This is a genomic window from Candidatus Nitrotoga fabula (assembly GCF_905221025.1).
Classification (GTDB): Bacteria; Pseudomonadota; Gammaproteobacteria; order Burkholderiales; family Gallionellaceae; genus Nitrotoga; species Nitrotoga fabula.
Genome location: NZ_CAJNBL010000005.1, coordinates 120,635 through 140,130, shown reverse-complemented (window position 1 = coordinate 140,130; position 19,496 = coordinate 120,635). Strand labels below are relative to the sequence as shown.

The following is a 19,496-nucleotide window of genomic DNA, read 5'->3' as shown; positions in this document are numbered from 1 at the left end:
CCAGTAATTGTGTAATGAAATCCACATTATCACTCAGACAATCCCAGCATCTATCGCTCACGCCGCAATTACAGCAATCCATCCGCTTGTTGCAGCTTTCCACCCTGGAAATCAATCAGGAAGTAGAACGCTTACTAAATACAAACCCATTGCTCGAACGTGCAGAAGAAGAATTTAACCTGCAACCCTCGGACAAAAGCATTTACACTCCTGTAGACCTTTCCAGAACTGAGGATGAAATACAGCAAACTGAAAATGAGCAATGGATACAGGAAAACAGGGAAGAACCCTCTTTTACTTTCGCCGGAGAGCCCGCTTATGATTCAGAGGGCTGCGTTGAAATTGCAGCTGGCACCCCAACCCTACGGGAGCATCTCATCTCACAGTTATGCATGAGTCAGCACAATACACGCGACCAGAAAATTATCGGCCTGTTAATCGACGCCCTGGATGAAAACGGTTATCTGGAACAATCTCTGGAAGAAATCCATGCAATGCTCCCTGCACAACTCAATATCACACTGGATGATCTAGAAACAGCATTGGTGCAATTGCAACACCTGGACCAGCCTGGCATCGCCGCACGTAATCTGAGCGAATGTTTAACGCTGCAACTGAAAGCCCTGCCAAAAAATACACCTTGTCTTGATCTGGCAATACGGATCGTATCCCAGCACCTGAGCCAGCTCGGAGCCCACGAATTTACCAAGCTGAAAAAAATTCTCCGCTGCGACGATGATACATTGCGTACTGCCCAATCGCTCATCACTCACCTCCAGCCCAAACCAGGCACTGAATTCAATTCACGAACATCGGACTATGTAATACCTGACGTGATTGTAGAACATCGTCAAGGCAGCTGGCATGCGCGTATCAATCAGAATGCTATGCCACGCCTGCGCATCAATCAATTGTATGCCGGTATCCTGCAACGCAGCAGTGAAAAAAACTTGCAACAGCTAACCAGCGAATTGCAGGAAGCGCGCTGGTTTATTAAGAATTTACAACAGCGGTTTGATACCATATTGCGCGTTTCACAGAAAATTGTTGATCATCAGCACAAATTTTTCGAATATGGGGAATCTGCCATGCGCCCCCTGGTGCTGCGTGAAATCGCTGAACAGCTTGATCTCCATGAATCCACCGTCTCGCGCGTAACCACTCAAAAATTCATGTTCACTCCACGCGGAGTTTATGAACTCAAATATTTTTTCTGTAACCGGGTCTCGACACCAAATGGAGATGCCTGTTCTTCCACCGCGGTTCGTGCACTCATAAAGGATCTTGTCAGCAAGGAAGATGCACAATGCCCCTTAACCGACACTCGCATAGCCGAGCTTCTCACACAACAGGGAACCCCGGTTGCCCGGAGAACCGTGGCAAAATACCGGGAGTTCCTGAAGATCCCCCCATCCAATCTCCGAAAATCGGTCTGACGATAAATGCAGATTATGCCCCCCTGTATCTGCAGATATCCATTTGAAATTCTCATCCAGTTTCGCATGCGCCTTTCCGGCAAATTTAAATTCTGAACCGGACACTTGCCCTGCAAGTATGGGAGAATGACAACGGACCGGTTTTTTGGCTGTTCCTTTCATTTTTTGATATGCTTAATTTTATGAACCTGATCAGTAAAATCCTTCCGGTTGAAAATGTAATCTTGGATCCCGACTCCACAAGCAAAAAAAGGGTTTTCGAAAGGGTAGGGATATTATTTGAAAATACCCATAGTATCGCCCGCAGCCAAATTTTCGACAGCCTGTTTGCACGCGAAAAGCTCGGTTCGACCGGTTTGGGACATCACGTAGCCATTCCTCATGGCCGCATCAAAAGTCTTCGGGATGCCGTAGGCGCTTTTGTAAAAACAAAGGCATTTATACCGTTCGACTCACCGGATGGCCAGCCGGTGAACCTGATTTTTGTATTATTGGTACCGGAACGGGCAACTGACATACACCTGCAACTACTTGGGGAACTTGCCCAGATGTTCAGTGACAAGGCTTTCCGCGAACAGGTGCAGAATTGCAATGACGCTGAGAAAATCCATCAGCTATTTACCAACTGGACGATACAAACGTAATGGCACAAGTCAACATCCAACAGCTATTCGAAGACAAACGGGAACAGCTGGCATTAAGCTGGGTGGCAGGAGCAAACGGTGCAGCCAAAATCCTAGACAGCAGTATTGTCAATTCGTCCAACAAAGGCCTGATCGGCCATCTCAATCTGATCCACCCCAATTGGGTACAGGTCTTAAGCGAAACTGAAATCAGACACCTCCAGTCACTTCCCGCCGCATCCTTCACCGAAACACTCACGCAACTTGAAAACAGCGGGGTGCTATGCCTGATAGTGGCCGGAACAGAAAATATCCCGCAAGAGCTTGTTGCTTACGCCAATACTACACATACGCCGCTTTTCCGCTCCCCTTTGCCCAGCGTCCACCTGATGTGGCTGGTACGGCATTACATTGTCAAAGCCTTGGCCGAATCAACCACTCGCCACGGGGTTTTTCTGGACGTTCTGGGAGTGGGAGTTTTGATCACTGGCGACAGTGGTGTTGGCAAAAGCGAACTGGGGCTTGAACTGATCACTCGCGGAAACGGTCTGGTAGCGGACGATATTACCGAGTTATACCGCATCTCCCCGGAAACCCTGGAAGGAAGATGCCCGGAACTTTTACGCGATTTCCTTGAAGTACGTGGACTGGGTGTGCTGAACATTCGCACCATGTTTGGCGAGACTGCAGTTCGGCGCAAAAAAAGCCTGAAACTCGTTGTACACCTGCACCGCCCTCTCCGCGGCGACCTTTCCCATCTGGAACGCCTACCATTAACGGCAGGCCATCAGGAAATTCTTGGGGTAAAAATCAGTACGGTGAGCATCCCGGTCATGGCAGGACGCAACCTGGCCGTACTTGTAGAGGCGGCAGCACGCAACTTTGTGCTGCAGCAGCGCGGAATCGACAGCATGCAGGAATTTATCAGCCGTCACGAACTGCAAATGCAAGACCCGTAGATCATGCAGCAACTGTTTCTGATCAGTGGCCTGTCCGGTTCAGGAAAAAGTGTGGCTCTCAAGGCTCTTGAGGACAGTGGCTACTATTGCGTGGACAATTTACCCGTAGCTTTGCTCCCCGTCCTCATGGAAAGCCTGCATCAGACGGGAAATTCACGCATCGCTGTCAGCATAGACGTGCGGAGCGGAGACAGTGTCAAACAACTCCCGCAATATATCGAACAGCTCAAACAGCAGGGAATCGATGCCCACCTCCTGTTTCTTGATGCGCAAACGGACACGCTGGTAAAACGGTTTTCCGAAACACGCCGCCGTCATCCACTACGTGACACATTGCCCCCGGCTGATCCCGCTGAAGGCCTTACCCTTCCTGAATGCGTAACGCTCGAGCGTGAAATCCTTGCGGAGATTGGTACCATCGGCCACCGCATCGACACAAGCGAACTTTCCGCAAATGTACTCCGCGCCTGGATCAAAGATTTCAAGGGGGTAGATCGTGCGCGCATTACCCTGCTGTTCCAGTCTTTTGGCTTCAAGAATGGCATCCCATTAGACGCTGATCTGGTATTTGATGTGCGCTGTTTGCCTAATCCGCATTACGACCCGTTATTGCGCCCCTTGACCGGCCTCGATGCAGCCGTCATCGAGTTTCTTGAGCACAATCAAAACGTCCAGGATCTATGCGGAGACATTCGCTCTTTCCTGGAGAAATGGCTACCTTCCTACATTGCAGATAACCGTAGCTATCTTACCGTCGCCCTCGGCTGCACAGGCGGTCAACATCGTTCGGTATATCTGGTGGAAAAAATCGCGCGCCATTTCAAATTACAGCAGCAAGTGCTGGTACGCCACCGCGAACTAGACAACACCGGCTGATTTATCAGGCAATCGTTACACGCGGCACAACAGACAAACCTGGCAATCCACGACAACTCTGACAAAAAAGCGGCTGTATACTCAAATGAGAAGAAATATCGCAACCACCGTAGCGATTCACGCTACCCGAAAATCACCGATCATGCGGCGGCCTCCCCTCGCTACAATGGATCACCAGATCACCCGCCATCAAAAAGAACAAGGCGCGGCGTCTTACCTACATGCACCGCATACCTGAAAGAACCTGCCAAAGCCAGCCGGATAAAAAACAAATGAAAAAAACCATTGTACTCGCCCTGACAGGTGCATCTGGCCTGGCCTACTCCCTGCGGCTTCTTGAATCGCTGCTGCAAAACGGCCAACGCGTACACCTGATTTACTCACAAGCGGCACAAATCGTCGTCCGGCAGGAATTGGATCTCGTTTTGCCCAATCACACACAAGATGCGGAAAAAATCCTGTTGGAAAAACTGGGCACTGCCCATGGAGAGCTGCGTGTTTTCTGGCGCAACGACTGGTTTGCACCCATGGCCTCCGGCTCCAATCCGGGGGACGCAATGGTGATTTGTCCTTGCACAATGGGTACGCTGGCGGCAGTGGCAGCGGGAACAAGCGAAGATCTCATCACCCGTGCGGCGGACGTCATGCTCAAGGAAAAACGCCCTTTAATCCTTGTACCCCGGGAAACTCCATTTTCTGCCATTCATCTGGAAAACATGCTGAAGCTGAGCCATGCTGGCGCCGTCATACTGCCGCCCAATCCTGGCTTTTATCATCATCCGGAAAGCATACAGGACATCGTTGACTTTGTGGTGGCAAAGATACTGGATCACCTAGGTGTGGCGCACACGCTGGTTGCCAGATGGGGGGGAAAATAACCGGCCATGTTTTAGATCACGGGACGACACGTTGGCTTGCCTGCCTGTCCACCTGAATGATTCCTGCTTTTCCCTGTAAATACCGATTGTTCCGGGCAAGCACATCAAACATATGAAATTGAGATATCGAGCCATAGCCGGCTTCATTATTTCCGTAATCCCTGCAATTAAAATTTTTTGATTACTACAAACCGACGCAATTACCCATAAAACCGGAAAACTTTTTCAAAGCCTCCGAAAATATGGTTTAGAATTGGGAAGACAAGACAGAGTCATTTGACGGGTCGATTTTTTAAAACTATAGTTCCCCCATGCAAGCAGAATTGGACAGGCTGGAAAACAAGATCACGCAATTGGTTCAATTGAATACGCGTCTGCGCGAAGAAAATCATCACCTCCGCCAGGAATTAGCTCAAGCACTTGATCAAGGTCAACAGTGCAGCGAAAAAATTGACCGTGTCAAATTACGTTTGGAGCAACTGCTGGAAAAATTACCTGAAGAACCAAAATAAACATGAAAAGCGAGAGTACAGGAACGCTTGATGTCACCATCTTTGACCGGGAATTCCGGATCACCTGCCCGGAAGAAGAACGTCCGGTACTACTGGATGCAGTTGCATACCTTAACAGAAAAATGCACGAAATCCGCGAAATCGGAAAGGTCGTGACAACCGAGCGCATTGCAATCATGGCTGCCTTGAATATTGCTCACGAACTGCTCACCGTGCCTCCGGGCGAAGGTTTTGACAGAAATGAATATCAGCGTAGAATCCTTTCCATGGAAAAGATCATCGACAGTTCACTGATGGATCAGGACAAGCTGTTTTGAGTTTCCCCTGCGGTGTTCGTCAGGCTCATCATTCTTTGAACCAATAAGCACAGCTTAGGTCGCGCCCCTTAACGTTACTGTTGTGCGCATCCCCTGCGGATGTACCTGATGTAACCGGGAACCGGCCCTCTTGAACCTAGGTTCAAGATATTGAGTCAACGGCACAGGCGGGGGGCCTTTCAGACCATGCGGCAGCCGCCGCATGGTTTTTCAAACGTCACCGACACAGACCATTTCTCCAGCAAGGCTACCATCAATATACCAGCCTAAGCGGACTGTGAACGCCATAATCCGGCCCCATATAATTTGCCAGTCCCTCGGAATTTTAAAAGCCTGATAGAAAAAGATAGCGGGCTCTTAGGTGATCGTGCTATAGCTACTATGAATAGTCCAATAATAGGCAGTACCAACAAGTACGGCAAGAAAACGAACATAAATTGGGAGAGGTTTTTTAGAAAAAAGATCTGGACTAAGATAAACTGCCGCTAGAACATATATAGAGAGCCAATCGTTACAATCATTCTACGTGCTGGAATTTTAGTTTGATCATGATCCATGGCAAATATCAAAATAGTATTGTATGTTACGATGTTAAATCAATCCGCGACCCGGAAACACCCATAGAGAATTATTTCTTAACACCATGAATCAACCCATTAAATTTCTGGGTACTGCTATGGAACTGTATTGAGTGTTCTAATTGCACTCCAACTTTGATGCAATCCACAAATATATTCCTAATTACTGTACATGACGTCCCGATTTTTGGTTATACCAGATATGACTATGGAATTAGAGGACGATTTAAATCAGGAACATTCAAACATAGACCCCATCCTGATTTTTTATAAAACAATACCCATTCGGCATTAAATCTGGAGTAAAACTTGAGATACTGGCTCATGAAATCGGAACCAGGCGACATCAGCATAGATGATCTCGCCAGCCTGCCCAACCAGGCAGTGGCATGGTATGGTGTCCGTAACTATCAGGCGCGCAATTTCATGCGCGACCAGATGCAGATCAACGACAGTGTATTTTTCTATCATTCCAGTTGTGCCGTGCCGGGTATCGCAGGTATCGCACGTGTTTGCAGCACTGCCTATCCTGACGCGACCCAGTTCGACAGCAAAAGTAAATATTTTGATCCCAAAGCCACACAGGAAAATCCGCGCTGGTTCCATGTGGATGTTCAACTGGTACAGAAGATTGAGCTCATTTCACTGGCGGAACTTCGCCGCCATCCACAATTAGCGGGAATGCGGATTTTGCAGCGTGGCAACCGCTTATCCATCACGCCGGTTGATCCTGTCGAGTGGAAGTTTATTCTGGATCACCTGGTACGCAGTTAGTATGGAATGGGCGTCTGCCTATCTCGCGCTGGGTGGCCTGGTCGGGTTGTTAAGCGGAATGTTCGGCATTGGCGGAGGAACCGTTCTGGTTCCCGTCTTACTGGTTCTGTTCGAAGTACAGCAGTTTCCTGCCACCCATATCATGCACCTGGCGCTGGGTACATCCATGGCGACCATTGTGTTTACTTCTCTTGCCAGCATGCGCAAACACCACCAGCATGGCGCAGTGAACTGGGCCGTGGTGCGTACCGTTACTCCTGGCATATTGCTGGGAACGGGTCTGGGCGCACTATGCGCAACATTTGTGCCAACGAATGGGCTAAAGGTTTTTTTTGCCCTGTTTCTCTGCTGCATTGCCATGCAAATCCTGCTTGATTTGCGTCCGCAAGCTTCACGTCAGCTGCCCGGTGTGACCGGCATGACCATTACCGGAACATTGACAGGCTGGATCAGCAGTCTAGTATCCATCGGTGGCGGCGCAATCATGGTTCCGTTCCTGGTCTGGTGTAACGTGCCAATTCGCAACGCAATCGGCACCTCGGCTGCAATCGGTTTTCCGGTCGCTGCTGGCGGAACGATGGGTTACATTGCCACCGGCCTTGACACCCCCGGGCTGCCGTTTCCCAACCTGGGCTTCGTGCATCTTCCCTCATTATTCTGGATCGCTCTGGCCAGTGTTCTGTGCGCACCGTTCGGCGCCAAAGTTGCCCATCACATCCAGGTCAACCTGCTACGCAAGCTATTTGCAATAATCATGCTGGTCCTGGCCGCCCATCTGTTACTATAATTCATCTATCCGGGCAGGCTCCCATAAACTCCCGGTCTGCCCCCAGGATAAAAAGGTCATGAATATAGCCACATCCAGGACAGGTACAAGATTATTATCCGGCACGGTACATCCTGCGAAAAAGCATTTTTTATTGTAATCCATAACAAAAATGATATTAAAATTCACCAAAATGCACGGAACAGGAAATGATTTTATCGTCCTCGACGGCGTGCGCCAGCAATTTCAGCTGGAACCAGAACAATTACGCCTGCTGGCCGACCGTCACTTTGGCGTAGGATGCGATCAGATTCTGATCGTGGAAGACGCACAACATCCCGATGCAGATTTCCGATACCGTATCTATAACGCGGATGGAGGTGAGGTGGAACAATGCGGCAATGGTGCGCGGTGTTTCGTGCGATTTGTACACAACCACGGTCTGACAAACAAACGTGAAATCGTTGTGGAAACGAAAAGCGGTCTGATCACCCCCCGCCTGGAGGAGAATGGTCAGGTTACCGTAATGATGGGGGCTCCGATTTTCGACACCGAACGCATTCCATTCATTGGCAATGATGATGAAATCATTCAGACGCTGGAAGTGAATGGCAAAGAAATACAGATCACGGCACTATCTATGGGAAATCCCCATGCGGTTCAAATTGTGACAGACATTGAGCATGCCCCGGTTGCCATCGAGGGGAAACTCATAGAACAGCACCCTCGCTTCCCCAAACGGGTAAACGCAGGCTTCATGCAGATTATGGACCGGACACACATCAAATTACGCGTATATGAACGAGGCGCCGGCGAAACATTATCCTGCGGGACAGGTGCCTGCGCCGCAGTGGTAACCGGCATCCGGCGGGGTTTATTGGATACCCGGGTAAATGTCGCCACGCATGGCGGAGTACTGAGCATAATCTGGGAGGGGCCGAGCGAACCGGTATGGATGACAGGGCCGGCAATTACTGTGTTTGAAGGCGAAATCAATCTATAAATACAAGAGGATATTATGAACGCCGAAGACGTCGCACAATATTTACAAAACAATCCTCAGTTTTTTGAAGATTACGCCGCTGTGCTAGCGAAAATCACCATCCCTCATCCATACAGCGGCCGTACCATTTCGTTGAATGAGCGGCAGTTACTGACCCTGCGCGAACAAAACAAGCATTTGGAGAAAAAAATTCAGGAAATAATCCAATTCGCGCATGAAAACGATGCCCTGCAACAAAAACTGCATCAATTCACCCTGTCTTTATTTGGTGTAATCCACCTTGCAGATTTGAAAAATGTCATCACACAGAATGTACGTGAAATTTTTTCAGTACCCCATGTCTCAATGAGAATATGGAAAGAAATACCGTCCAACCCGGAAGTACAGGATTTCATCAAGCTGCATCTACAACCTTTCTGTGTTCATCAGGCAAAACTGGACACTGCTTCGTGGTTTGGCGAAAGTGCCTCTCACCTGCATTCATTTGCATATTTACCCCTGCATGCCGGCGAACAACCCATCGGCCTGCTGATACTGGCCAGCGAAGACAAACAACGCTTCCATCCGGACATGGGCATGCTGTTTTTACAGCGGATTGCCGAGATAGCAAGCTACGCACTGCGCCCTTCTCTTTGAAATCATGTCAAAAAAACCTGCCCAAACCACACCATTCAACCGGAATGCACTACTCGGATATCTCGGTTATCTTCGCAACGAGAGAGGCTGCTCCACCCTCACAGCGGAAAATTATTCCCGGGATATCAGCCGACTGTTCACACTGGCTGATATTACTCCCCTTGATGAACTCAACACGCTTCAGCTTCGTCGCTTCGTCGCACAATTGCACAGCAAAGGGATCGGGGGAAAAAGCCTGGCGCGCATGTTGTCGGCCTGGCGCAGCTTCTATTCTTATCTGATGCGCAATTTTCAATTCAAGGACAATCCGTGCATCGATATCCGTCCACCCAAATCCCCTCGAAACTTACCTCATGCGCTATCCCCGGATGAAGCTGTGCGCATGATGGAATTGCCCACTGCCGGCGACCTGCTGGCAGTGCGCGACAAGGCGATGTATGAACTTTGTTATTCTTCAGGCCTACGCCTAGCGGAATTGACGAGTCTGGATCCAGGGTCACTCGATTTTTCTGATTCAACCGTACGCGTTACCGGAAAAGGCTCCAAAACACGTATCGTTCCGCTCGGCAGTTATGCAATATGCGCACTGCAAACCTGGCTTGCAGCACGGGAACAACTGGCAAAACCCAATGAGGCTGCATTATTTATCAACCGCAATGGGGGACGTTTAAGTCCGCGTGCAGTTCAGCTGCGCATGAAGGCATGGGGAATCAAACAAGGCATCACCAGCAATGTTCATCCTCACCGGCTGAGGCATTCATTTGCCTCACATGTACTCCAATCCAGCGGAGATCTACGGGCAGTACAAGAAATGCTGGGGCATGCCAGCATTTCTACAACCCAGATATACACCCACCTTGATTTCCAGTACCTCAGCAAAATTTACGACCAGGCCCATCCGCGCGCCAAGAAGAAAATCGAAAATATTTCCTGATCCAGCAGAATGGTCGTCATGCAGGGACTACCGGAAAACACCGGCATGAAACAGAAAGAAAAACGGTGGCAGGATAAGGGGGGCTGAAAATGCCGCCCTATCGGAGATCATAGAGGAATGCTTGATTTTGTTTCCAAAAACCCGAAGAAAATATCGATTTTGATTGTATCAATCATATTCTGATTATTTCTTCTTTGCCAGCCATCTTGAAATCATTTTTGCCATTACAATGGCATCCGGCGAAACCGTAGGCCGTCCAGAAGCCGCGGATGGCAATGGCAACTGCCGCCCCTCCTCGACATAAAACTCCAGCCCGGTTTCCAGGGCATCAGCGGCATTCTGCAATGCTTCATCCCGGTCATCCCCTTGGGTAATCACCTCCGGAACATCCGGAAAAGTCACGACAAAACCACCTTCCCTGGCAGGGATCAGTTCTACCGGATATTCAAACATCGCCAGCCTCCAGATTCAACCCAAGCTGCTTTTTTATACATTCCACAGCCTGATCTTTCAGGCCGCCGCCATTCATCGGCAATACTGACTGCCGGCCATTGCAATATACTTTCAAATGGGTTCCCTGACCTGGCTGGAACGTTGCGCCCTGCTGGTCAAGCCATTGCTTAAATTCATCATTTTTCATAGGCTCAATTTAACAGAATTTACCACCCCGGTCAAATTGACTCAACCCGCTGAATGGCAAATAGAATGGTTATTGAATTAGTTAGCCTGTCACACACCGTTTACCTTTTCGAATTAAGGAAGATTTCCTCGGTTCAATTTCCAGTGCGGATCTGCCCACCCAGGTTCATTTATCTTTAAACCAGGACCAAACCAGGGCCGCAAGCATTGACATATGGCAAAGAATATCCAATCATTATTTAGTGTGCCTGCTCCTTGCCCATACCCGCTTTCGTCCCGCAAACACATTGCATTCCTGTTTCGGCAAGCCGGATTCACCAAACATCCTGTGCCACATTTAGGACGACAAAATTCATTTCTTGCAAAAAAATTATCATGAACCATACAAGGATCCAGATTCTTTCAATACAAACCGGCCTGCCCGAAACACGGGTTACTCCTGATATCGCGGATCCAGTGAATCATGAATGGACAACCGGATTTTTCAAGAAAAATGTGTCCGGCCCGGTCTGGGCCGGTACAACCAACCTGACCGGAGATGGCCAGGCCGACCTTCGGGTTCACGGCGGGCGAGACAAGGCAATTAATGCTTATCCTTTTGAGCATTACGCATTTTGGCTCACGGACCTGAACCTGGATGAATTGCCCAATGGGGCATTTGGCGAAAACTTTACAGTATCCGGAATCACTGAAACCCATGCCTGTATCGGCGATATTTTCGCGATCGGCGATGCTTTACTCCAAATTTCTCAACCTCGCCGACCTTGCTGGAAGCTGTCCCACCGCTGGGGAATCCGGGATTTAGCTCTTCGGGTCGTGAACACCGGCAAGACAGGCTGGTATTTCCGGGTTTTACGGGAAGGAAACGTTCAAGCCGGGGCAGAATTCATTTTGATAGAACGCCCTTATCCTGAATGGACCATTGCAATCGCGAACCATATCATGTTCAGCGATAAAAAAAATCAGGATACCAGACATGCTTTGGCCCAATGCCCTGCTCTCTCGGCCAGCTGGAAGGAAACCCTCTCCCGGCCGCTATAACAGCGGCTAATCAATACAAACCGTATGCAAAATTATTGCATAGCATGTCCTTCCGCAACAGGAATAGCTGGGTTCGATGCTACCCATCAGCAGCAGCCTGGAATATACTTGTACGCTATGGCTTTCACGCCACAGCCACGCCATCGGCGATCCGGAAACCGGCCGGTTTCTTCAGGAACGATTGCTCCCCGTCACCAGCTTATATTCAAATAAACGGCATTCTATCGCACCGTTAAACAGCACTATTCTGCGCGTGACAGACAGACGGATAAACTTCGGCATGCGTAAATCGGAAGTAAACAGATAGGCAGTCCAACCTCCAAATTTTTTCTTCAGCACATCACCCAGCTTCGGATAGAATTCTTGTAGTTCTGTCAAATCTCCCATCCGTTCGCCATACGGCAAATTTGCGATCAGCACGCCATTGGAAGCGGGAGCGGAAATCTCAAGCACATTGGCCTGCTTAAGCGATACCGCTGTCAGCAACCCCAGGTTTTCAAGATTGTGTTGCGCAGTTTTCAGTTCATCGCCATATAAATCACTGCCAAAAATTGGCAACGGGCCAACCGGTTTTTGTTCCATATGCGCACTACTGCGCAAGTCACCCCATGCCTCTCCATCAAAACCCCTGAGTTTTTCGAATGCAAAACTGCGATTCATGCCGGGGGCAATATTCAATGACATCAGCACAGCCTCTATCAAAAAAGTCCCACTGCCGCACATGGGATCAAGCAAGGGGATGCCGGGCCGCCACCCCGCCAGCAGCAAAATGCCTGCCGCCAGATTTTCGCGCAGGGGCGCCACATTGGTATACTGGCGTACTCCCCGCTTAAACAGAGCCTCTCCAGAGGTATCGATATACAGCGTTATGCAGCCAGATTCCAGGAAGGCATGAATACGGATATCCGGAGAACGGGTATCCACGCTGGGTCGTTTCCCGACCAGCGCCCGGAATTTATCGCATACCGCATCCTTAATTCTCAGGGTAACAAAATCCAGACTTTTCAAAGGACTTTTAATTGCTGTTGTTTTCACACGAATCGTGCAGGACACATCAAACCAGTCGTTCCACGGCAAGGAATACACCAGATCAAAGATGTTCTGCTCGTTGCGATAATTTGCCATTGCCACTTGCCACAGCACTCTACTGGCAATCCGGCTGTGCAAATTGATGCGATAGCTGAGCAAAAAAGACCCCGTGAAATGTACCCCTCCATCAATGGCGCGCACATTTTCTGCGCCAAGGGAATCGAGTTCGCTGGCGAGTAAAGTTTCCAGACCGCGCGGACAGGGCGAAAAAAATTTTTCCGACATTTATTTATACCGGTTTGACAATAACAAGCATGATAATGGCTATCATGAGCAGCACCGGAAACTCATTAAACCAGCGGTAGAATACATGGCTCCGCGTATTCCTGTCATTTTTGAAATTATTCAACAGCTTACCGCAATAAATGTGATAGGCGATCAAAGCCACGACCAGAGCAAATTTGATATGCATCCACCCGCCGGTGATGCCATAACCAAGCCACATCCATAATCCGAAGATGACCGTCAGCACCCCTCCCGGCGTCATAATGCCATAGAACAATTTACGTTCCATTATTTTAAACCGTTCAATACTGATATTGTCCTGGCTCATGGCATGATAGACAAATAAACGCGGCAAATAAAACAAACCCGCAAACCAGGTAACCATGAAAATCACATGCAGTGATTTGATCCATAACATCATTTATTTCTCCAGTTGGAGAGGGAACAAAATTTTTCCACCGGCCTCCCGGAAGCTGGATACTGTCCATCGCCTTGTTCCATGGAGCCAATACGGCTTAGCCACAAGTATCTCTTGCAGATGCGATCCATCATCCATTCCGGTTACAGAACCTGCCCTAAAAAGTTGTGGCGCACAACCTCCCTTAACTGATGCAGCCGGCCGTGAAAAAAATGTTCCGCTCCGGGTATTACCACCATCGGCAGACGTTGAGGACGGGCCCACCGTAATACATCCTGCAGGGGAATGATCTCATCCAGTTCGCCATGCACTAGCAACGAATTGGATGGAACGGGCGGCGTTGCATATCGTGTGACTGCTGGGGCTATCAGCACCAGCTGGCGTGGTGGCAACTGCTGTGCCACTCGCGCCTGTATATGACCCCCAAAGGAAAAACCCGACAGAATCAACGGCAGTTCACCATATTCCCTCAATGCATATCGCGTTACGGCAATCGCATCTTCTACTTCTCCATTGCCATGATCAAACTCTCCACTACTGGCGCCTACCCCACGAAAATTAAAACGCAATGCCGCAAATCCCAGCCCAATAAAACACTTGGCAAGCATGGTTACTATCTTGTTTTCCATCGTCCCGCCCATGGTGGGCAAAGGATGGGCGATCACTGCAATGGCACGGGGAGAAGCGTCCAGCAAGTGCATTGCAATTTCAAGTTCGCCGACCGGGCCGGATATCCTTTTCTTTTCTATTTGTGACATTAAATCTTCAAGCGTTCTACCACACGCCCATGCTGCAGATGTTCCACGATGATTTCGTCCAGATCCTTCTCATCGGTATACGTGTACCACACTCCCTCCGGGTAAACCACCAGTACCGGCCCATCATCACAACGATTCATGCAACCGGCCGAGTTGATGCGAATGCGATTGGCATCATTGGACAACCCAAGCATGGCAACCTTATCCTTGACATAATCACGCATCCATCGAGCATGAAAATTATTACAGCAGTCCGCGCCTTCTTCGCGCTGGTTCGTGCAGAAAAAAACATGCTTTTGATAATAACCCATTCCAAACCTCACAGAAATTAAACAGAATCTACAATCCATCCCATCCCTAAATGCTCTTGGCACGCCATAAATAGCAAAGCATGAGAAACGGAAATATTAAAATGACAGTATGCGACAGGCCATTGTAATTAAGCAGGTGACCGTACTTCCATTGATACAAACGCATCGCAGCAGCTGGCTCTCCGCTATCCAGAATCCAGTGAGCCAGCACCCAGTATCCAAAAGTAACCGCTGCCGCACACTTCAGGAGCTGCATCCGGGAACACCGGCTTGCTACGACCAGCAACAATAACCCGGAAAGAATGCCCAACATTGCCTCACCATTCAACCATAGAAGCAATGCCCATGACTTAAGCAGAATGGCTGCAGCAGTAAATTTAGCCACAATCACCAGAAACATTACCAATAGCAGCATGCCTGCAGCGTGGCGGCGAATTCGCAGCAACGTCAGCAACAACATCCCCAGCATCAGCATGTTAAGCAATACAGCCAGACTTTCCATCCAGTTGAAGGGTTCAGGCTGAACCACGACAAATGGGGCACGCACCACTTCGCTTATAAATACATTGCCCAGGATGGGCAGCGAGGGGTTGATTTGGGCAAACATCCACAGCGCCACCAGCGCCACGCCAAAATCTACCCCTTTTCCATTATGGAACAAGCGTGTACGCCAATACGCCAGATACACGACAAACCACATGCGTGGCGCAATGCTGGCCGCAAGCAGCGCACCTGCCAGTGTACCGCAAATATTGGTGAGCAGATCAAGATTGGAACTGATCCGCGCTGGCAGATACATTTGCGCGTATTCCATCATGAATGACAGTATCGCGCCCCCCATAGTTGCAAGCAATATGCTCCAACCCATGCCACAGCGTATCCGTAATGTCAGCCCCAGAAAAAATCCAAAAGGAAAATAGACGAGCAGATTGGCAACCGCATCAAACCAGGTATATTGCGACCATAATGGCAAGGACAACACGGATAAAAACTCCAGCCCCTGCTCCTGCCAGCCTGAAAAAGGCGAAAGACTGGCATAAATTATAAACGCCGCATAACCTGCCGCAAGATAAGTTCGCAAATGTATGCGAGAAGAAGCAAGCATGATTTCTTTCATCGCCGCATCATATTTACCCAGTTATTTTACTCAGTTTTTCGAGAAACCTGTCTATTTACCGATCATAACAGTCCGGTCCCTGCCACCATGAAGACTGACAGGCATTTTGACAATTCACAGGTAATATTTTTTCAGTTCTGTCATTCGTACTTGCAATCAATACAGAAGCTGCACGCTCACGCGCAATCAGTCATCACATGGGAAAGCGATCCATGGCACATGCTTCTGGATAATCCCGACAAGAAAGGGCACTCTGTTCAAGGAAAAAATCTTAAGAAAGGAAATCAAACGAACAGGCGAACTTGATCAAAGTTGCTTCAATGCAGCACACGTGGGACACTGAGCACAAACTGAGGAATGGGAGCGTCAAATTTGGTGCCATCCTCTGCTACCATCTGATAGCTTCCAGACATCGTACCTACCTGTGTCGCAAGGACAGTCCCACTGGTATATTCGAAACTCTGGCCTGGATGAAGAACAGGCTGTTCTCCTACCACTCCCTGCCCACGAACTTCCTGCACATACTGGTTGGCATCGGTAATGATCCAATGGCGACTGACCAGCTTGACAGTAACATTGCTTTCATTCGTTATGGTTATGGTATAGGCGAAAACGAATCGATTGTCAGATTCGTCAGATTGCTCGGGTAAATAATTTACCTCAACGGCAATTTTGATTGGGTAATGTTCATTCTTTTCCATCATGGTATTACACATCATTTTATTCAGCATGACAAGGCTGAATAAAATCAAATTTCAAAAACAATATGAATGGTCACTCCAGCTTTTTATATCCAATATCTCGCTGGCGCAGGGCTCAAGCCTCAATGTAAATCAGCCGGGCAGCCAGGATTTCATGCAGTTCTGCATTCATTTTGCATGAAACAGATGCAAGGACATGAATGGCCCAAGCGAACCCGCTGCACGCTGGTGGGAGCATATGCAAAAAACTGAAGCTACTAAGACAAATACTAACGAATACGCAAGCCGGTTGCAGGACAACGATGCCTGTGTTCGGCCATCATTTCAGAGCAGATTCAAGAGAATTTTCCAGAATTTGGATAACGGGACGCTCAACTTGCAGGCAATTTCCTTCCAGTCTGAAGGTAGGATGGAATCAATATGAAAAATGCAACTCTAATTAGGATTATCCCTATTATGATTGCTTCATCCGCTCAATATTTTACTTACATTTTAGCTAACTGGCATTGATGATGCCTAGCAACTATAATTACACTCCTGATTAATTTTGGTCTTTCTTGGACTATGCAATTATTCGCCCTCGGCATTAACCATCAGACCGCACCGCTTTCCGTGCGTGAGCAGATTGCGTTCAATGTTGATGCTATGGAACCCGCGCTACGTGACCTTGTCGGGCATGGCGCCGCCAAAGAAGCAACCATCCTTTCAACCTGCAACCGGACAGAAGTGTACTGCAGCACGCACAAACCTGCACAGATCGTTAACTGGCTGGCCAATTATCACGAATTGCAGCCGCATGAAATTGAACCCTATGTTTATACCCTGCCGCAAGAACAAGCGGTAAAACATGCGTTTCGGGTTGCCAGCGGACTAGACTCAATGGTACTGGGCGAGCCACAAATACTGGGCCAAATGAAACAGGCTGTACGTTATGCCGAGCAGGCTGGTACGCTGGGATTTCTGCTGCACAAACTGTTCCAGCGCACCTTTTCAGTAGCCAAGGACGTAAGAACCCAAACCGAAATTGGCTCAAATTTAATTTCCATGGCAGCAGCAGCAGTAAAATTGGCAGAACGGATTTTTCCCAGTATTGCCAGCCAGAACGTGTTGTTCATCGGCGCAGGCGAAATGATCGAACTCAATGCAGTCCATTTCGCAGCCAAATCACCAGCCAGCATCACCGTAGCGAATCGCACCCTGGAACGCGCCCAGATTTTGGCACGGCGTGTCAACGGACATGCCATCACCCTAGGTGAATTGCCCGAACAACTGGCGCAGCACGACATTATTGTAACCAGCACCGCCAGCCCTTTACCCATTCTTGGAAAAGGCATGGTCGAACGCACACTCAAGGTGCGCAAACACCGTCCTCTGTTTATTGTCGATCTCGCGGTTCCACGCGATGTCGAGGCAGAAGTCTCGGAACTGGATGACGTCTTCCTGTACACTGTCGATGATCTGTCCGAAGTTGTGCGAGATGGCATGGACATGCGCCAAGGCGCAGTCAAGGAAGCTGAAGTGATTATCAACTCCGGTGTCGTTGACTTCATCCACTGGATGGAATCGCGGGAAGTAGTACCTACGATCCGTGCATTGCGCGATCATACCGAACGCCAGCGCCGGCACGAAATGGAAAAAGCCTTACGGCTTTTGGCGAGGGGGGAAAAACCAGAAAAGGTGCTTGAATTTATGAGCAGCTCCCTCACCAACAAATTTTTACACGCGCCAACCCATACATTGAATCAGGCACAAGCCGAGGAGCGTGGAGCACTTCTTGAAATGGTACACCGTATTTTTCACATGCATCCCCCTGAATGAAACCAAGTATAGTTACCAAACTTAACCAGTTGAGCGAACGACTGGATGAAGTAAGTCATCTCCTCAGCAGTGAAAATGTTACTAGCGATCTGGAGAACTACCGTAAACTCAATCGTGAGCGGGCTGAACTTGAACCGGTGGTGGATCTATACCATGCCCATCAAGCCTGCACTGAAGATATCGCGACAGCACTGGAAATGGCCAATGACCCGGAAATGCGAGAATTCGCCATCGGTGAAGTCAAACAGGGTCGTGAACGGCTTGAACAGATTGAAACAGATTTGCAGAAAAAACTGTTGCCCAAAGACCCGAATGACGATCGCAATGTCTTCCTGGAAATCCGCGCAGGTACCGGGGGAGATGAGGCGGCATTATTTTCCGGAGACCTGTTCCGCATGTATGCCCGGTTCGCCGAGCGCAATCACTGGCAGGTTGAAATCATTTCTGAAAGCTGCGGCGAAAAAGGTGGCTACAAAGAAATCATTGCACGCATTGTCGGCCAGGGTGCCTATTCAATACTCAAGTTTGAGTCTGGCGCGCACAGGGTACAGCGCGTGCCGACCACCGAAACGCAAGGTAGAATTCACACTTCGGCTTGTACCGTGGCAGTCCTGCCGGAAGCTGATGAAGTCAGCGACATTGTATTGAACCCTGCTGATTTACGCATTGACACCTTCCGGGCTTCCGGCGCAGGCGGCCAGCACATCAATAAAACGGATTCGGCCGTGCGCATAACGCACCTGCCTACCGGCACCGTAGTGGAATGCCAGGATGGGCGCTCGCAACATAAAAACAAAGCTCAGGCGCTCGCCGTCCTTGCCGCTCGTATTAAGGACCAGGAAGAACGTAGTGCTCACGCCAAACAGGCTGCCGAACGCAAATCTCTGGTAGGCAGCGGAGACCGGTCGGAGCGCATCCGTACCTACAATTTTCCACAAGGTCGTGTCACTGACCATCGAATCAACCTTACCCTGTACAAAATGGACCAAATCATGGATGGCGATATCAGTGAAATGTGCAACGCATTAATGGCAGAATATCAGGCAGAACAGCTGGCAGCGCTGGCGAACGAAAGCAGTAGCTGAAC

The 19,496-nt window shown here is 49.1% G+C and carries 23 protein-coding genes and 1 other RNA gene; 16 read left to right on the top strand and 8 right to left on the bottom strand.

Annotated features, from left to right (window positions below):
• The first annotated feature begins 14 nt into the window (after positions 1–14).
• The 13 genes from KJA68_RS01605 (at position 15) to xerC (ending at position 10,292) form a co-directional block, all read left to right on the top strand.
• The gene (locus KJA68_RS01605; protein WP_213035166.1) at positions 15–1,436 is read left to right on the top strand and encodes an RNA polymerase factor sigma-54; all 1,422 of its coding nucleotides are present in this window, start codon (positions 15–17) and stop codon (positions 1,434–1,436) included.
• Positions 1,437–1,618: 182 nt separating this feature from the next.
• Entirely contained in the window at positions 1,619–2,080 is a 462-nt protein-coding gene (locus tag KJA68_RS01600) for a PTS sugar transporter subunit IIA (protein WP_213035165.1), read from the top strand.
• Positions 2,080–3,018, top strand: a complete 939-nt coding sequence (gene hprK / locus KJA68_RS01595; protein WP_213035164.1) for an HPr(Ser) kinase/phosphatase — start codon at positions 2,080–2,082, stop codon at positions 3,016–3,018. The genes KJA68_RS01600 and hprK overlap by 1 nt, the downstream gene beginning before the upstream one ends.
• Positions 3,019–3,021: 3 nt before the next feature.
• Complete coding sequence (gene rapZ / locus KJA68_RS01590; protein ID WP_213035163.1) at positions 3,022–3,894, top strand: RNase adapter RapZ; 873 nt, start codon at positions 3,022–3,024, stop codon at positions 3,892–3,894.
• Positions 3,895–4,166: 272 nt separating this feature from the next.
• Positions 4,167–4,772 (top strand): flavin prenyltransferase UbiX, encoded by a 606-nt coding sequence (locus KJA68_RS01585; RefSeq protein ID WP_213035162.1) that lies wholly within the window; start codon positions 4,167–4,169, stop codon positions 4,770–4,772.
• Between the two features lie 311 nt (positions 4,773–5,083).
• Positions 5,084–5,284 (top strand): hypothetical protein, encoded by a 201-nt coding sequence (locus tag KJA68_RS01580; protein WP_213035161.1) that lies wholly within the window; start codon positions 5,084–5,086, stop codon positions 5,282–5,284.
• A gap of 2 nt (positions 5,285–5,286) precedes the next feature.
• Positions 5,287–5,601 carry a cell division protein ZapA gene (locus KJA68_RS01575; RefSeq protein WP_213035160.1) on the top strand — a complete coding sequence of 105 codons (315 nt, stop codon included), beginning with the start codon at positions 5,287–5,289 and terminating at the stop codon, positions 5,599–5,601.
• 1 nt (position 5,602) lies between these two features.
• Positions 5,603–5,779, top strand: a non-coding RNA gene (gene ssrS, locus KJA68_RS01570) — 6S RNA.
• Between the two features lie 709 nt (positions 5,780–6,488).
• The gene (locus KJA68_RS01565) at positions 6,489–6,953 is read left to right on the top strand and encodes an EVE domain-containing protein (protein ID WP_213035159.1); all 465 of its coding nucleotides are present in this window, start codon (positions 6,489–6,491) and stop codon (positions 6,951–6,953) included.
• 1 nt (position 6,954) lies between these two features.
• Positions 6,955–7,740 (top strand): sulfite exporter TauE/SafE family protein, encoded by a 786-nt coding sequence (locus KJA68_RS01560; RefSeq protein ID WP_213035158.1) that lies wholly within the window; start codon positions 6,955–6,957, stop codon positions 7,738–7,740.
• A gap of 151 nt (positions 7,741–7,891) precedes the next feature.
• A complete protein-coding gene (dapF, locus tag KJA68_RS01555) occupies positions 7,892–8,722 on the top strand; it encodes a diaminopimelate epimerase (protein WP_213035157.1) in 831 nt (276 codons plus the stop codon).
• Positions 8,723–8,737: 15 nt separating this feature from the next.
• Positions 8,738–9,358 carry a DUF484 family protein gene (locus tag KJA68_RS01550; RefSeq protein WP_213035156.1) on the top strand — a complete coding sequence of 207 codons (621 nt, stop codon included), beginning with the start codon at positions 8,738–8,740 and terminating at the stop codon, positions 9,356–9,358.
• A 4-nt stretch (positions 9,359–9,362) separates the two neighbouring features.
• Positions 9,363–10,292 carry a tyrosine recombinase XerC gene (gene xerC / locus KJA68_RS01545; RefSeq protein WP_213035155.1) on the top strand — a complete coding sequence of 310 codons (930 nt, stop codon included), beginning with the start codon at positions 9,363–9,365 and terminating at the stop codon, positions 10,290–10,292.
• Positions 10,293–10,475: 183 nt separating this feature from the next.
• Here the strand turns inward: xerC and KJA68_RS01540 are convergent, their stop codons facing one another.
• Positions 10,476–10,745: a type II toxin-antitoxin system HicB family antitoxin gene (locus KJA68_RS01540; protein ID WP_213035154.1), complete on the bottom strand. Its 270-nt coding sequence runs from the start codon at positions 10,743–10,745 to the stop codon at positions 10,476–10,478.
• Positions 10,738–10,932 (bottom strand): hypothetical protein, encoded by a 195-nt coding sequence (locus tag KJA68_RS01535; protein WP_213035153.1) that lies wholly within the window; start codon positions 10,930–10,932, stop codon positions 10,738–10,740. Before KJA68_RS01535 ends, KJA68_RS01540 begins: the two co-directional genes overlap by 8 nt.
• Before the next feature lie 374 nt (positions 10,933–11,306).
• Here KJA68_RS01535 and KJA68_RS01530 point away from each other — a divergent pair, with 374 nt between their 5' ends.
• The gene (locus KJA68_RS01530) at positions 11,307–11,972 is read left to right on the top strand and encodes an MOSC domain-containing protein (protein ID WP_213035152.1); all 666 of its coding nucleotides are present in this window, start codon (positions 11,307–11,309) and stop codon (positions 11,970–11,972) included.
• Positions 11,973–12,143: 171 nt separating this feature from the next.
• Here KJA68_RS01530 and KJA68_RS01525 read toward each other — a convergent pair whose 3' ends face one another.
• The 6 genes from KJA68_RS01525 to apaG form a co-directional block, all read right to left on the bottom strand.
• Positions 12,144–13,286, bottom strand: a complete 1,143-nt coding sequence (locus KJA68_RS01525) for a THUMP domain-containing class I SAM-dependent RNA methyltransferase (RefSeq protein WP_213035151.1) — start codon at positions 13,284–13,286, stop codon at positions 12,144–12,146.
• A gap of 4 nt (positions 13,287–13,290) precedes the next feature.
• Positions 13,291–13,704, bottom strand: a complete 414-nt coding sequence (gene hemJ / locus KJA68_RS01520; RefSeq protein ID WP_213035262.1) for a protoporphyrinogen oxidase HemJ — start codon at positions 13,702–13,704, stop codon at positions 13,291–13,293.
• A 143-nt stretch (positions 13,705–13,847) separates the two neighbouring features.
• Entirely contained in the window at positions 13,848–14,462 is a 615-nt protein-coding gene (locus tag KJA68_RS01515) for an alpha/beta hydrolase (RefSeq protein WP_213035150.1), read from the bottom strand.
• Complete coding sequence (locus KJA68_RS01510) at positions 14,462–14,773, bottom strand: (2Fe-2S) ferredoxin domain-containing protein (protein WP_213035149.1); 312 nt, start codon at positions 14,771–14,773, stop codon at positions 14,462–14,464. The genes KJA68_RS01515 and KJA68_RS01510 overlap by 1 nt, the downstream gene beginning before the upstream one ends.
• A 46-nt stretch (positions 14,774–14,819) precedes the next feature.
• The gene (locus KJA68_RS01505; protein WP_213035148.1) at positions 14,820–15,890 is read right to left on the bottom strand and encodes a VanZ family protein; all 1,071 of its coding nucleotides are present in this window, start codon (positions 15,888–15,890) and stop codon (positions 14,820–14,822) included.
• A gap of 317 nt (positions 15,891–16,207) precedes the next feature.
• Positions 16,208–16,591 (bottom strand): Co2+/Mg2+ efflux protein ApaG, encoded by a 384-nt coding sequence (gene apaG, locus KJA68_RS01500; protein WP_213035261.1) that lies wholly within the window; start codon positions 16,589–16,591, stop codon positions 16,208–16,210.
• A 564-nt stretch (positions 16,592–17,155) separates the two neighbouring features.
• On the opposite strand from apaG, the gene hemA reads away from it, so the two are divergent.
• Positions 17,156–18,409 carry a glutamyl-tRNA reductase gene (gene hemA, locus KJA68_RS01495; RefSeq protein WP_213035147.1) on the top strand — a complete coding sequence of 418 codons (1,254 nt, stop codon included), beginning with the start codon at positions 17,156–17,158 and terminating at the stop codon, positions 18,407–18,409.
• Positions 18,406–19,494, top strand: a complete 1,089-nt coding sequence (gene prfA / locus KJA68_RS01490) for a peptide chain release factor 1 (RefSeq protein ID WP_213035146.1) — start codon at positions 18,406–18,408, stop codon at positions 19,492–19,494. The genes hemA and prfA overlap by 4 nt, the downstream gene beginning before the upstream one ends.
• Positions 19,495–19,496: the final 2 nt, after the last annotated feature.